Annotated in this window: 11 protein-coding genes and 1 riboswitch; of the genes, 6 read left to right on the forward strand and 5 right to left on the reverse strand. The window is 68.4% G+C overall.

What is annotated here, in order from left to right; genetic code table 11:
* The first annotated feature begins 108 nt into the window (after nt 1-108).
* Nucleotides 109-1,410: an acetyl-CoA C-acetyltransferase gene (locus L0C25_RS20510; protein WP_271633636.1), complete on the forward strand. Its 1,302-nt coding sequence runs from the start codon at nt 109-111 to the stop codon at nt 1,408-1,410.
* A 121-nt stretch (nt 1,411-1,531) separates the two neighbouring features.
* On the opposite strand, the gene L0C25_RS20515 is transcribed toward L0C25_RS20510, so the two are convergent.
* Nucleotides 1,532-3,319 (reverse strand): sulfatase, encoded by a 1,788-nt coding sequence (locus L0C25_RS20515; RefSeq protein WP_271633637.1) that lies wholly within the window; start codon nt 3,317-3,319, stop codon nt 1,532-1,534.
* A 77-nt stretch (nt 3,320-3,396) separates the two neighbouring features.
* On the reverse strand, nt 3,397-4,128 hold the full coding sequence (locus tag L0C25_RS20520) for a TetR/AcrR family transcriptional regulator (protein WP_271633638.1): 732 nt from the start codon (nt 4,126-4,128) through the stop codon (nt 3,397-3,399).
* Between the two features lie 78 nt (nt 4,129-4,206).
* Here L0C25_RS20520 and L0C25_RS20525 point away from each other — a divergent pair, with 78 nt between their 5' ends.
* Nucleotides 4,207-5,157, forward strand: a complete 951-nt coding sequence (locus tag L0C25_RS20525) for a DNA-3-methyladenine glycosylase family protein (RefSeq protein WP_271633639.1) — start codon at nt 4,207-4,209, stop codon at nt 5,155-5,157.
* Here the strand turns inward: L0C25_RS20525 and L0C25_RS20530 are convergent.
* Nucleotides 5,140-5,736, reverse strand: coding sequence for a hypothetical protein (locus L0C25_RS20530; protein WP_271633640.1), 597 nt, complete (start codon nt 5,734-5,736; stop codon nt 5,140-5,142). The two genes, L0C25_RS20525 and L0C25_RS20530, sit on opposite strands and share 18 nt — an antisense overlap.
* A 228-nt stretch (nt 5,737-5,964) precedes the next feature.
* On the opposite strand from L0C25_RS20530, the gene L0C25_RS20535 reads away from it, so the two are divergent.
* A complete protein-coding gene (locus tag L0C25_RS20535; protein ID WP_271633641.1) occupies nt 5,965-6,717 on the forward strand; it encodes a hypothetical protein in 753 nt (250 codons plus the stop codon).
* A gap of 20 nt (nt 6,718-6,737) precedes the next feature.
* Here L0C25_RS20535 and soxR read toward each other — a convergent pair whose 3' ends face one another.
* Nucleotides 6,738-7,193 carry a redox-sensitive transcriptional activator SoxR gene (gene soxR / locus L0C25_RS20540; protein WP_271636867.1) on the reverse strand — a complete coding sequence of 152 codons (456 nt, stop codon included), beginning with the start codon at nt 7,191-7,193 and terminating at the stop codon, nt 6,738-6,740.
* 149 nt (nt 7,194-7,342) lie between these two features.
* On the opposite strand from soxR, the gene uvrB reads away from it, so the two are divergent.
* Nucleotides 7,343-9,442 (forward strand): excinuclease ABC subunit UvrB, encoded by a 2,100-nt coding sequence (gene uvrB / locus L0C25_RS20545; RefSeq protein ID WP_271633642.1) that lies wholly within the window; start codon nt 7,343-7,345, stop codon nt 9,440-9,442.
* A gap of 33 nt (nt 9,443-9,475) precedes the next feature.
* On the opposite strand, the gene L0C25_RS20550 is transcribed toward uvrB, so the two are convergent.
* Nucleotides 9,476-11,176, reverse strand: a complete 1,701-nt coding sequence (locus L0C25_RS20550; RefSeq protein ID WP_271633643.1) for a S49 family peptidase — start codon at nt 11,174-11,176, stop codon at nt 9,476-9,478.
* 235 nt (nt 11,177-11,411) lie between these two features.
* Here L0C25_RS20550 and L0C25_RS20555 point away from each other — a divergent pair, with 235 nt between their 5' ends.
* Both L0C25_RS20555 and L0C25_RS20560 read left to right on the forward strand, forming a co-directional pair.
* Nucleotides 11,412-12,392, forward strand: a complete 981-nt coding sequence (locus L0C25_RS20555) for a TerC family protein (protein ID WP_271633644.1) — start codon at nt 11,412-11,414, stop codon at nt 12,390-12,392.
* Between the two features lie 166 nt (nt 12,393-12,558).
* Nucleotides 12,559-12,730: riboswitch (cyclic di-AMP (ydaO/yuaA leader) on the forward strand.
* Between the two features lie 4 nt (nt 12,731-12,734).
* Entirely contained in the window at nt 12,735-13,250 is a 516-nt protein-coding gene (locus L0C25_RS20560) for a transglycosylase family protein (protein WP_271633645.1), read from the forward strand.

Raw genomic sequence — 13,250 nt, forward strand, 5'->3', positions numbered from 1 at the left:
ACGGTGTGGCGCACACGACGTCGGCGCATCACCGGAGCGGCACCGCGTCGTCACTGACAGACTTGCACAGATGGCTCATCGGCACGAGCCGACGGATGAGGAGTTTCCATGGCTGGCACCAAGGCGAGAGCGGCGACTGCGCCGCGACGGGTCGCGATCATCGGCGGCAACCGAATCCCGTTCGCGCGCTCCAACACGGCGTACGCGAACGCATCGAACCAGGACATGCTGACCGCCGCGATCGACGGTCTTGCCGAGCGGTACGGGCTCGCGGGAGAGCGACTGGGTGAGGTCGTTGCCGGTGCCGTGCTCAAGCACAGCCGCGACTTCAACCTCACCCGCGAGTCGGTCCTCGGGTCCGTGCTGTCGGCCGATACGCCCGCGTACGACATCCAACAGGCGTGTGACACGGGGCTGCAGGCGACGATCCAGGTGGCGAACAAGATTGCGCTGGGCAAGATCGATGTCGGTATCGCGGGTGGATCCGACACCACCTCGGACGCGCCGCTCGCGGTGAACGAGGGCCTGCGGAAGATCCTCCTCGAGGCCAACCGCGCCAAGTCGATGAAGGGCCGGCTCGCCGCACTTGCGAAGGTGCGGCCCGGGCACATCGCGCCGGCGATCCCGCAGAATGCGGAGCCGCGCACGGGCTTGTCGATGGGGGAGAGCGCCGCGCTGACGGCCGTCGAGTGGGACATCACCCGCGCTGAGCAGGACGAGCTGGCCGTCGCCTCGCACCAGCGGCTCGCCGCGGCGTACGAACGCGGCTTCCTCGACGACATGGTGTCGGCGTACCTCGGACTCGACCGCGACCAGAACCTGCGGCCCGACTCGTCCGTCGAGAAGCTGGCGAAGCTCAAGCCGGTGTTCGGCAAGGGTGAGTCGGCGACCATGACGGCCGCGAACTCGACGCCGCTGACCGACGGTTCGTCCGCAGTGCTGCTCGCGTCGGAGGACTACGCGAAGGCGCGCGGCTGGGAGGTCCGCGGCTACCTCACGGACTACGAGACCGCGGCCGTCGACTACGTGCACGGCAAGGAGGGGCTGCTGATGGCACCCGCGTACGCGATGCCGCGGATGCTGGCGCGTGCAGGTCTGTCGTTGCAGGACTTCGACTTCTACGAGATCCACGAGGCGTTCGCCTCGCAGGTGCTCGCGACCCTCAAGGCGTGGGAGGACCCCATCTTCTGCAAGGAGCGGTTGGGTCTCGACGCGCCACTCGGTTCGATCGATCGCGACAAGCTGAATGTCGCCGGATCGTCGCTCGCGGCGGGTCATCCGTTCGCCGCGACCGGTGGCCGGATCGTTGCGACGTTGGCGAAGCTGCTTGCCGAGAAAGGCTCCGGTCGTGGTGTGATCTCGATCTGTGCGGCAGGCGGGCAGGGCGTCACCGCGATCATGGAGCGGTAAGTGGGTTGATCAACTCGAGGGTGACTTTTATGGCTGGGCGAGCCTTTCGGCGGTCGGCGATCCGGTTTGCTCAACGGCTGGTGTACCCGTGAGCCGCACCGCCGTGTTGCCACGTCGGTCCTCACCCGGTTGTGGTCTCCAGGACCATCGGTACCTCGGCGCCTGGCTCGATCACCAGCTCGTCGCCCCGGTGGCGGGTCACCTGACCGTCGGCGTACGTATCGCCGGTCACGGTGAACGTCATCGGTACCTCGTCGTCCCGCAGGGTGGCGAGTGGCGCGTTCATGTTGGCCAGCCAGCGGAGCAGCTTGGTGCCGAGCCTCGTCACGACCCCGGGTCTCCTTGACGCAAGGTTGCGGCGCTCTCCGATGTCCCGGGACACGTCGTACAGCCTCCACGTGCGGGTCTCGTAGCTGTACAGCAACTTCCAGCGACCCGCGCGGATGGTCGACTGTGGACGCTGGTCACGCCCGCCGCCGATCAAGTAGCCGGGTAGGTGCTGGTATCGCGGCCGTTTCACGGTGGCGTTGTGCGCCAGCGCAGGTTTCAGGCTCGTACCGTCGAACGGTATGCCCGCGGGAAGGCTCGTGCGGCCGAGTGCGGCGAGTGTCGGGTACACGTCGGTGCCGTTGATCGGACTCTGGTTGATCCGTCCCCGGTCTACGAGGGCGCGATTGCCGCTCCACGCGATGAACGGAACCCGCACGCCGCCCTCGTCGAGCTCGCCCTTCTGTCCCTTCAGCGGACCGTTGAACGCGCCCAAGGTGGTGCGCCCACCGTTGTCGGAGGTGAAGACGACCACCGTGTTGTCGGCCAGCGGATGACCGGGGTTTCGCGGGTCGGGCGTCGTCTCCAGGTGGTCGACCACCCGGGCCACGCTTTGGTCCAAGCCCTCGAGCAGGGCGGCGTACGACGGCTTCGACGGTGTGGCCCCCGGCGGCTTGGCTCGATACTTGGCGAGCAGGTCGCGGCGCGCCTGGTCGTTGTTGATCGGACTGTGCACGGCGTACTCGCTCATGAAGGTCAGGAACGGCCGGTCGTCGTGGCGGTCGATGAAGTCGATGGTCGCGTCCGTGACCGCATCCGTGACGTGCTTGTCGGTGCCGACGAGCGCATCGACCGAGGTGTCGGGTACACCGTGCGTGTACGGCTTGATGTTCCGGTCGACGTACGCCTGGGTGTAGTCCGAGGCGAACGCATCCAGCTCGGGACCGATCCCGCCGGCGAAGGTGCCGTTCGCGGCGTGGTACCGCTTCGGTGCGGCCGCCCCGGTGCCGCCGATGTTCTCGTCGAACCCGTGCAGCGCGGTGACGTCGGAGCCGGACCGGGTCACGTGGAACTTCCCGGCGTATCCGGTCGCGTATCCGCCGGATCGCAGGGTCTCGGCCACCGTGACTGCCTGTGCCGGCAGGGCGGCGTCGCCGTCGGGGAGCCCTTGGGGAGGGCCGACGAGGCGGGTGTCGTCGCCGCCGCGGTTGAGGTGGCCGACGAGGTAGATGTTGTTCGTCGGCCGCGGCGCGTACAGGCCCGTCATCAGGGCGGCCCGACTCGGTGCGCAGTTCACGCACGCGTAGGCATTGGTGAATGCCACGCCCTGCTTGGCCATCCGGTTGATGTTCCGGGTCTCGTTGAAGTCGCTTCGGTTGCCAAGGTTGGTGCGCCGACCGCTGAGGTCGGACCATCCGACGTCGTCGCCGAGGACGAAGACGATGTTCGGTCGCGGGGTGTTGGAGACAACCGGATCAGCGGCGGCCGAGTGGGCGGGTCGAGGGGCGCCCAGCCCGGCGACAACGAGCGTCGCCGGGAGTACGAACGAGCCGACCGCGGCTGATGTGCGGGTCGAGATCACGAGAATCACCTCGAATGGCTGGCGGTTGCGGGTCATATCGCCGAACGGGGTCCGGCGCAACGGAGAGTAGTCTAATTAGACTTAAATACTAAACTATTAACGTCGCGTGTTTACCCGCGCGCCTGCCGAAGGCGTGATCAGCGGTTGGGTACGCCCGTTGCCATCGCGATCGCGGCCTGCAGGAGGTACTCGCGTACGACGTCGAAGGACACCGACTGCACCTCCGGGAGCCCCGGGCTCGCCTCGCTCACGACCAGCCGCAGGCGGGCGAGCTGGAGTCCACCCAGCGCCTGTGTGTACAGCACGTTCGCCAGCAGCTGTGGGTCGTCGACGCGGAAGTTCCCGCTCGTCGAACCGGCGTCCAGGACATCCACCAGGCATTGCAGCGCGCCGCTGATGGCGCGGCCCAGGCGGAACATCGCACCCTCGGCGACGTCGTTCATCAGTTCGGTGCCCGGCGTGCGTAGCAAGGTGAGCGCGCAGTCGACGAACGCGGGGTACTCCTCGCCGTAGTCGAGGAATGCCCCGCAGATCAGCCGCAATCGCTCCGGAGGCTCCAGCGTCTCGTCGTCGGCCGAGCGCATCCGCGTCTGGATCTCGTCCAGGTACGCGACGAGGGTGAGAGCGAACAGCTCTTCCTTGCCGGTGAAATGGCGATAGATGATGGCGCGGTTGATGCCGACGGCGCGAGCGATGTCTTCGATCTGCGCGTCACGTACGCCGGCCGCGTCGAACAGCGACCTGGTGGCGCGGAGTATCTCGTCGGCGCGCTGCCGGCGTCGTTGTGCCGTCGCACTCATCGGTGCCGTCGACTTGGGCCTCGACCCGCGTGGCTGCGGCTCGGAGGCCGGTCGGGTCGTCGCATCCATCTGCCTCATCCTACGACAGGGTGAACACTCGTTTGCACTCGATGCTCGGGAATGTCGCGGCGTTCTACGATTCACCGTGTGGAGGTGTCGACGTTCGCGGGCGCAACGCGTACTTGGGTCGCCGGCCGTCCGGTTCCGGTCGGCCCGATCCTGTCGAGCCTTCGACGTGGGTCCGGCGACCCGACGTACGCGCTGCACGACGGGCACATCTGGCGTGCGATGCGAACCCCGATCGGGCCGGCCACGCTCGTACTGCCCGCGTCGGCACCGGGCGGTCGCGTTGCCGCGCAGGCCTGGGGCCCGGGCGCCGGTTGGGCGCTCGACCGAGTGCCGAGAATGCTCGGCGACGCCGATGACGTGGACGGATTCGCGCCGCGCCACGACGTTTTGGCCGATGCCTGGCGACGTTTCGAGTTCGTCCGGGTGCCCGCTACCGGCCTGGTGTTCGAGGCCCTGCTGCCCGCCATCCTGGAGCAGAAGGTGACCGGTCACGAGGCGTGGTACGCCTGGCGACGCCTCGTCCGCGAGCACGGCGAACCCGCGCCCGGACCCGGCGAGAGTCTTCGGCTCGCGGTCCCGCCGGCGGCCGAGACCGTACGTCGGATTCCGTCCTGGACCTGGCGACAGCTGTGCGTCGACCACGCGCGCTCCCGCGCGATCGTCACCGTGGCGCAGCGGGCCGACGCACTCGAGCGAACGCTCGACGCATCGGCGGACGCCGCTGAGACCGCCCTTCGGTCGCTGCCCGGCATCGGCGTGTGGACGGCCGCCGAGGTACGCCAGCGGGCACACGGAGATCGCGATGCCGTGAGCTTCGGCGACTACCACCTCAGCGCGCGTGTCGGCACGGTGCTCACCGGCCGCCCGGTCGACGACGCGACCATGGCGGAGGTGCTCGAGGCGTACCGCCCGCACCGCTACCGGGTGCAGCGGCTGGTGGAGCTGGCCGGACCGATGCCGCAGCGGAGACACCCGAGAATGCCGCCGCGCCGGCATCTACCAACTCCCGGCTCACCCGGCGGTCGATGACGGACGCGGCCACGCCGGCCGGTCGAGCCGTAGCCATCCGCGCCGCGGAACGTCGTCTCCGCAGGTGATCGGCACGTTGCCGGCCATTCCGCACGGCGCAGTCGAGCGATTCTCGTACCGCGACACGACGAAGTAGCGCCGGGCGCCGATCAGCCGGCGGGGCCCGCGCACGCGTACGGCGCGCCGGCCGACACGACGCACGTCGAGCCGGGCGATGCGCTTGCGCGTCGCATTGCTGATCAGATCGGCGCGCAGCCACCCGTCGCGGGCGTAGACGGTGATGTTGCGCGACGCGCCGGGCTCCGCCTCGGTGCCGAGTTCGAGCGTGATGTTGCGGTGCCGCCGCTGCAGGTCGGCGGTGCGGAACGGCTCGTACGTGCGCACCGTGTACGTCAGGTCGACACGGTGTCTGTCTCGGACGGCGATCCGGTGCGTGACGCTCGCAATGTCGAGCGGGCCGCGTGTGTCGTCCGGGTCCGACGTGGTCGACCGGGTGACCCGGTCGGGTGCAGCGCCGGGCGCTGCGGGTGCGGGAGCGCCGAGGAGCAACGGGGCGGCGAGCGCGCCGGCGAATGCCACCGCTGTACGCCGGCGGGTTGGTGAGGCGGAGGGGAGACGAGCTGGGCGATGGGGCACGGTGCGCCTTTCGTTCGGTTGGCTTTCGCAGACAGCGTGCAGCGGCGCGCCGAAACCGTGCGAGGATGCGTCCCGGATCTGTGGACAAACCGTGCGTTGTGGACGGAACCGGGACGGAAGCGCGTACGTCCAAGCGGAACCCGAGGGACAAGACGACCAGGAGGTGCGGACATGAGGACGCTCACCGAGGTGCGGCGAACCGCTCGCAAGGCCCTGCTCGCCGGCGCCGCGGCGGCCGCGATGGTTGCCACGGCACTCGTCGTCGGGCTCACGACTCCGGCGTACGCCTGTAGCTGCGTGCAGATCGATCTGCAGACCCAAGCCAAGCAGGGCGACGCGGTCTTCGTGGGTACGCCCGTCGACGTCACCGAGAGCGGCAACAGCGCCGTCTACGAGGTGCGGGTGAGCGACGTCTACGCGGGCACGGCAGATCCGACGACGACGGTGCGGACGGCCGCGGATGGCGCCTCCTGCGGGGTCGACCTGAAGCTCGACCGGCAGTACATGTTCGTCGGAGACCAGAAGCAGCCGCACGGTGAGGTCTCGACCACCATGTGCTCCGGCACGCAGCCGATCTCCGACCAGGCGATCCTCGACGTCGAGAAGGCACTCGGCCCGGCGACGCCATATCGCGACACCTCGGGGACCGGCGGGCGCGACCAAGCCGGAGACGACAAGGCCGACGCCGCATCCGGCGACGACAAGGACACGACCGCCAGCGAGGGCGGTACGAACGGTGAGTCGACCGGCACGGACGGCGGCAGCTCCGGCACCGCCGAGCCGGGCGACGCGCAGCAGGCTTCCGACAGCTCCGACGACGGCGGCAGCTCGACGACGTACGCCGTGGTCGGCGTGGCGCTGGCTCTCGCGGTCGGGGCATCGTTCGCCCTGCCCCAGCTGCGACGCCGCAAGCGCAGCCAGTAGTCCTCGGCACTGCTCCTGGGTCAGGAGGTCCGCGCCCTCCGGTGCACCGCGTCGACGTCGAGTCGGCGCGGTCCGGAGCCTTCCGCGCCGAGCGCGTCGTGCGGGTTGTAGAGCGTGCAGCGGCTGAGGGAGAGACAGCCGCAGCCGATGCAGTCGGTCAGGTCGTCACGGAGCCGCTCGAGCTGTTCGATCCGCTCATCCAGCTTCGTACGCCACGACTGTGAGAGCCGTGCCCACTCGCGGCGGCCCGGTGTCTTGCCGTCCGGCAGCGTGTCGAGTGCATCGCGAATCTCGGCGAGCGGGATACCCACCCGCTGCGAGACGCGGATGAAGGCGACCCGGCGCAGGATGTCTCGCGAGTACCGCCGTTGGTTGCCGCTCGTACGAACGCTGGCGATGAGCTCCTGCCGCTCGTAGAAGTGGAGGGCGGAGACGGCGACACCGCTGCGCGCCGCGACCTGTCCAGGAGTGAGCATCTTCGCGTTCCAAGGTGGCGTCTCCACGTTTCTCCTCCACGGACCTGGCGTCGGACATACCTGAACCCTGATCAAGGTTACCCGGCCGGACCAGGTTCGGCAGGGCGCGCACGGGACGGCTGTCGGTGCCCGGTCGTACCCTCGATGACATGAGACCAGTGACCGAGCTCGCGCGCCAGGTGGCGCCGATGCGTGTGGTGTCCGACTACGAGCCTTCCGGCGACCAGCCGCGCGCGATCGAGCAGCTCTCCGAGCGCATCGGCGCGGACGCCAAGGACTCCGTGCTGCTGGGCGCCACGGGCACCGGCAAGACGGCGACCGTCGCCTGGCTCGCCGAGCGCTTGCAGCGGCCGGTTCTGGTGCTCCAACCCAACAAGACACTCGCCGCCCAGTTCGCGAACGAGCTGCGCGACCTCTTCCCGGACAACGCCGTCGAGTACTTCGTCTCCTACTACGACTACTACCAGCCCGAGGCGTACGTACCGCAGACCGACACCTACATCGAGAAGGACTCGTCGATCAACGACGAGGTCGAGCGACTGCGGCACTCGGCGACGTGGAGCCTGCTGACCCGGCGCGACGTGATCGTGGTCGCGACCGTCTCGTGCATCTACGGGCTGGGTTCGGCCGACGAGTACATCAATCGCATGATCCACCTGGAGGTCGGCGCCGATCGTGACCGCGACGAGCTGCTCCGAACGCTCGTGCAGGCGCAGTACACCCGCAACGACCTCAACACGACGCGCGGCAACTTCCGCGTCCGCGGCGACACCCTGGAGATCTTCCCGGTCTACCAGGAGCTGGCGGTTCGGGTGGAGTTCTTCGGCGACGAGATCGAGCGCCTGATGACCCTGCATCCGCTCACCGGCGAGGTGCTCTCCGACGAGAAGCAGCTGTACGTCGGCGCCGCCACGCACTACGCGGTCGGGCCCGAGGTGATGGAGCGGGCGATCGGGGGGATCGAGCAGGAGCTCGGCGAGCGGCTGAGCGAGCTCGAGGGCCAGGGCAAGCTGCTCGAGGCGCAGCGGCTGCGCATGCGCACCTCGTACGACATCGAGATGATGCGCCAGGTCGGCAGCTGCTCGGGCATCGAGAATTACTCGCTGCACATGGACGGTCGTGAGCGCGGCAGCGCCCCGAACTGCCTGCTCGACTACTTTCCGGAAGACTTCCTGCTCGTCATCGACGAGTCGCATGTGACGGTGCCGCAGATCGGCGGCATGTACGAAGGCGACATGTCCCGCAAGCGGACCCTCGTCGACCACGGGTTCCGACTGCCGAGCGCGATGGACAACCGACCGTTGCGATGGGAGGAGTTCCTGCAGCGCATCGGCCAGACCGTCTACCTGTCGGCGACTCCGGGCCCGTACGAGCTCGAGCAGTCCCACGGCGAGATAGTCGAGCAGATCATTCGGCCGACCGGCCTGGTCGACCCGGAGGTGATCGTGAAGCCGACCAAGGGCCAGATCGACGATCTGATCGGTCAGATCCGCGAGCGGGTCGAGCGCAAGGAGCGGATCCTCGTCACCACGCTGACGAAGAAGATGTCCGAGGACCTCACCGACTACCTCCTCGAGGCCGGCATCCGCACGCGATACCTGCACAGCGAGGTCGACACGCTGCGGCGCGTCGAGCTGCTCCGCGAGCTGCGCATGGGCGAGTACGACGTGCTCGTCGGGATCAACCTGCTGCGCGAGGGCCTCGATCTACCAGAGGTGAGCCTGGTGGCGATCCTCGATGCCGACAAGGAGGGCTTCCTGCGCTCGGGCAGGTCGCTGATCCAGACGATCGGTCGCGCCGCGCGCAACGTCTCGGGTCAGGTGATCATGTACGCCGACCAGATAACCGCCTCGATGGAGCAGGCGCTCGATGAGACGAACCGGCGACGCCAGGTGCAGCAGGACTACAACACCGAGCACGGCATCGACCCGCAGCCGCTGCGCAAACGCATCGGCGACATCACCGACATGCTCGCCCGCGAGGATGCCGAGATCGAGGAGCTCGTCGGCGGGTCCGGCCGATCGCAGTCGCGCGGCAAGGGTGCCGTCCTTACACCGGCGCTCGGGCCGTCGTTCAACCGCGATACGGCGAGCATGCCGGCCGCTGAGCTCGCCGACCTGATCCAGGAGCTCAACGAGCAGATGCACCTCGCGGCCGCCGAGCTGCAGTTCGAGGTAGCCGCCCGGATCCGCGATGAGATCGGCGACCTGAAGAAGGAGCTCCGGTCGATGATCAACGCGGGCGCGTAACGACCGACGAGTGAGCGGTGCAGGAGCGACGGGTCAGCGCACCGTCAGGCGCCAGGGGAGCGACAGTACGCCCGGCACCTCGAGGCCCGCCGCGCGCGCGACACCGACGAGCATCCCTTCGGGCGAGGTCGCGACGGCATCTCCCGGTGACTCACTCGACTCCGAAGGGATCAGCCGTTGCAGCGGCGACACGTGCGGCACCGGCACGGCGCGGGTCCGGTCGGGATCGAGGCCGGCGCGCGTCGCCGCGGCGTCGAGGGCAGTACGTAGCCCGCCGAGCTCGTCGACGAGACCGCGCTCGAGGGCATCGGCGCCGGTCCAGACCCGCCCGCGCGCGAGCGGCTCCAGCACGCCCACGTCCATTCCGCGATCCTCGGCCGCCTTGGTCGTGAAGTCGGCGTACACCTCGTCGAGCCAGTCGTTCACCTTGGCCCATTGCGCATCGTCGAACGTCGTCGTCGGGCTGAACATCGTCGAGTGCACGCCCGACCCGATGGCCTCGCGGGTGACGCCGATGCGCTGGAAGGTGCGCCCGAGCGCAATCTTGCCGCCCAGCACCCCGATCGACCCGGTCAGCGTCGCCGGCAGCGCGACGATCGCATCGCACGGCATCGACACGAAGTACCCGCCCGACGCCGCGACGCCGCCCATCGAGGCCACAACGGGCCGGCCCGTATGTCGAAATGCCTGCACTGCATGCCGGATCGCGTCGGATGCGACATACGAGCCACCCGGACTGTCGACCCGCAGGACGAGCGCCTCGAGCGAGTCGTCCTCGGTTGCGAGCCGGAGGGCCGCGCACACCGACTCGGAGCCGCAAGCGCGTCCGCCGAGTGGGCCGCCCCCATTGCGGCCGGTGGAGATGCCGCCGGTCACCGCGACGACACCGACCTTCGGCCTCCGGCGACGAGCCAGCTGCTCCGCGGGCCGATTGGCACGGTGGCGCGCGTACCGGTGTGCGTAGTGCAGGGTGATCTCGCCGTCGGCGCCCCACTCGCGACGAGCATGCGCGTACGCGTCCGCGCGGTACCCGAGATGGTCGACGAGTCCCCGCTCGAGCGCGATGGGCGCAGGCACCGGCGCGGCGTCCATCGCGGCGGCGAACGAGTCGGCATCGACTCCGCGCCGCCGACTCGCCACCGCGGCAATGCGCTCGACGACGGAGTCGGCGATCCGGCGGGTCATCTCGCGGTTCGACCCGGAGATCTCGTGCGACATGATCATCTCGGCAGCCGTCTTGAACTCGTGCCGCTGACCGAGCTGGGGTTCGGCATCGACCTTGTCGAGTACGCCGCGCAGCGTCATGACCTCGAGGGCGACACCCATCAACGCGACGCCGCCGCTGGGCTGGAGCCAGATCGAGTCGGTGTGCAGGGCGAGATAGTACGGAACGGTTCCGGGGCCGAGCTCACCGAAGCTGGTCGCGGTGGCGACCGTGGGTTTGCCGGAGCGTGCGAAGGCCTCGAGGGCGGCGCCGAGCTCCTCCGCCTGTGCGATCGTCACCGTCTCCGACACCGTGACGATCGCCCCGGCGACCGCTGCGTCGGTCGCGGCGTACCGAAGACCCGCGATCGTCTCGGACAACAACGGCGTGTTGCGGCCGCGCAGTGCGGAGAACGGGTCCGACGGCGGATGGTCGACCAGCCCGCGCGTCAGGTCGACCTCGATCACCAGCGGGGGCCCGGTCCGGTCGAGGAACGGCAGTCGGTCCAGTGCGCGGCGACTCGGCTTCATGGGCCCCAGCCTAGGGGCACGTCGTCGTGGTGGCGGGCGCCCGCGCAGATCGCGTACGCGCGGGTCTCCGGTGGCTGGGGAGGGTGCGGCCTGTAAGAATGACCGGTGGAGGGGAGTATTCCTTCGCTGTTCCGCCGTCAGCTCGGCCACCCGACGTGGTCCGGTGGATCGGGCCGCGCTCCGCGGCGGAAGAGACCTCCGGCAGCATGTTCCGCTTGACCGGAGGTTTGAATCTGTGGATGTCACTACAGCCGAGTGGCTCATCACGGTGGGTGTCACCGTGGCCGTACTCCTGTTCGACGTCGTCATCGTCGCTCGCCGCCCGCACGAGCCGACGATCAAGGAATGCGTCATCGCGCTGTCGGTGTACATCGGCCTGGCGTTGCTCTTCGGCATCTGGGTGACGTCGTTCCACGGGCACGACTACGGCGTCCAGTTCTTCGCGGGCTGGCTCACCGAGTACAGCCTGTCGATCGACAACCTGTTCGTCTTCATCATCATCATGTCGGCCCTGAATGTGCCCCGGAAGTACCAGCAGGAGGCGCTGCTCGTCGGGATCATCCTGGCGCTGATCTTCCGCGGGATCTTCATCGCGCTCGGCAAGGTCGCGATCGACAACTTCTCCTGGGTCTTCTACATCTTCGGCGCGTTCCTCGTGTACACCGCGTACACGTTGGTGAAGAGCTACCGGAGCCACGATGACGAGGAGTACAAGGAGAACCGGCTCATCGTCTTCGCGCGTACGCACCTGAACGCGACCGACGAGTACCACGGGCTCAAGCTGTTCATCAAGCAGAACGGCAAGCGGATGATCACGCCGATGTTCATCGTGATCGTCGCGCTCGGCTCGACCGACATCATGTTCGCGCTCGACTCGATCCCCGCGATCTACGGGCTGACGCAGGAGGCGTACATCGTCTTCACCGCGAACGTGTTCGCCCTGATGGGGCTCCGCCAGCTGTACTTCCTGCTCGGCGACATGCTGCAGAAGCTGGTGTACCTGTCGCTGGGGCTCTCGTTCATCCTCGCCTTCATCGGCGTCAAGCTCGTGCTGCACGCACTGCACGAGAACGAGCTGCCGTTCATCAACGGTGGCGAGCCCCTCGACGTACCCGAGATCGACACCCTGGTCAGTCTCGGCGTGATCATCGTCACGCTTGCCGTGACGGCCGTCGCGAGCCTTCTCAAGTCGCGCAACCAGGCCGAGATCCAGTAGATCGGCGCGTCGTCGGCGGCGGGCAGTCTCTGTCCGCCGCCACCTGACCCAGATGTCAATAACACAGCGTGATTGCGACACGCCGGGCGGACTTGGCCGTGGCGAAAACCTGTCGTAGTGTGTCGGTTGCTACTCGACCGGCACGCCGAATTCCGCCCGGCCGGTCGGGTCCCTACCGTCAACTGCACGACGAGGGCGGAAGTGGGGGAACCACACGTTCCTCGGAGTTGGCCACGCACCACGGTGCAGGTCGACTCCTCGGGGTGAAGTCGCGAAAGCGACGGGGCACCTTCTGGCCCTAACCCGACAGCTCACCTCACAGGCGTCGGAAGGGATCACCCTGTGTCTTCCACTGTTTCGCGCAACCACTCCGGTATGCGCCGCTCAGTCCGCGTCGTTTCGTCCACCCTCGCAGTCGGCGCTCTCGTCGCCGGCACGATGGCCGTGACGACGACTACGGCCGACGCCGCCAAGAACCGCACCTGGAACCGCCTCGCGCAGTGCGAGTCCGGTGGCCGCTGGCACATCAACTCGACGTACGACGGCGGGCTCCAGTTCAGCCCGTCGACCTGGCGCGGCTACGGCGGCGGCAAGTTCGCCCCCTACGCCTACAAGGCGAAGCGCTGGGAGCAGATCGCGATCGCCCAGCGCGTGCTGCGCGGCCAGGGCTGGGGTGCGTGGCCGGCCTGCTCGGCCTCGCTCGGCCTGGACCACTCCGACGCCGTCGCCCCGTGGGAGGGGCGCCCGCGCAAGGTGATCAAGTCGTTCTCGGGCAAGAACCACGGCTCCGCGAACCTCTACCTGCATTCGATGTCCGGCAAGAAGCACAAGGCCTCGGCGTTCACGCCGCTGCGCTGA

Origin of the sequence: Solicola gregarius, from assembly GCF_025790165.1 — a bacterium.
Lineage (GTDB): Bacteria > Actinomycetota > Actinomycetes > Propionibacteriales > Nocardioidaceae > Solicola > Solicola gregarius.

What these genes read in the sequence shown, in the direction of transcription:
- L0C25_RS20510 (WP_271633636.1), top strand. Translation starts at nt 109, where the DNA reads ATGGCTGGCACCAAGGCGAGAGCGGCGACTGCGCCGCGACGGGTCGCG.
- L0C25_RS20520 (WP_271633638.1), bottom strand. Translation starts at nt 4,128, where the DNA reads ATGGATGCGACGACCCGACCGGCCTCCGAGCCGCAGCCACGCGGGTCG.
- L0C25_RS20535 (WP_271633641.1), top strand. Translation starts at nt 5,965, where the DNA reads ATGAGGACGCTCACCGAGGTGCGGCGAACCGCTCGCAAGGCCCTGCTC.
- soxR (WP_271636867.1), bottom strand. Translation starts at nt 7,193, where the DNA reads ATGCTCACTCCTGGACAGGTCGCGGCGCGCAGCGGTGTCGCCGTCTCC.
- uvrB (WP_271633642.1), top strand. Translation starts at nt 7,343, where the DNA reads ATGAGACCAGTGACCGAGCTCGCGCGCCAGGTGGCGCCGATGCGTGTG.
- L0C25_RS20550 (WP_271633643.1), bottom strand. Translation starts at nt 11,176, where the DNA reads ATGAAGCCGAGTCGCCGCGCACTGGACCGACTGCCGTTCCTCGACCGG.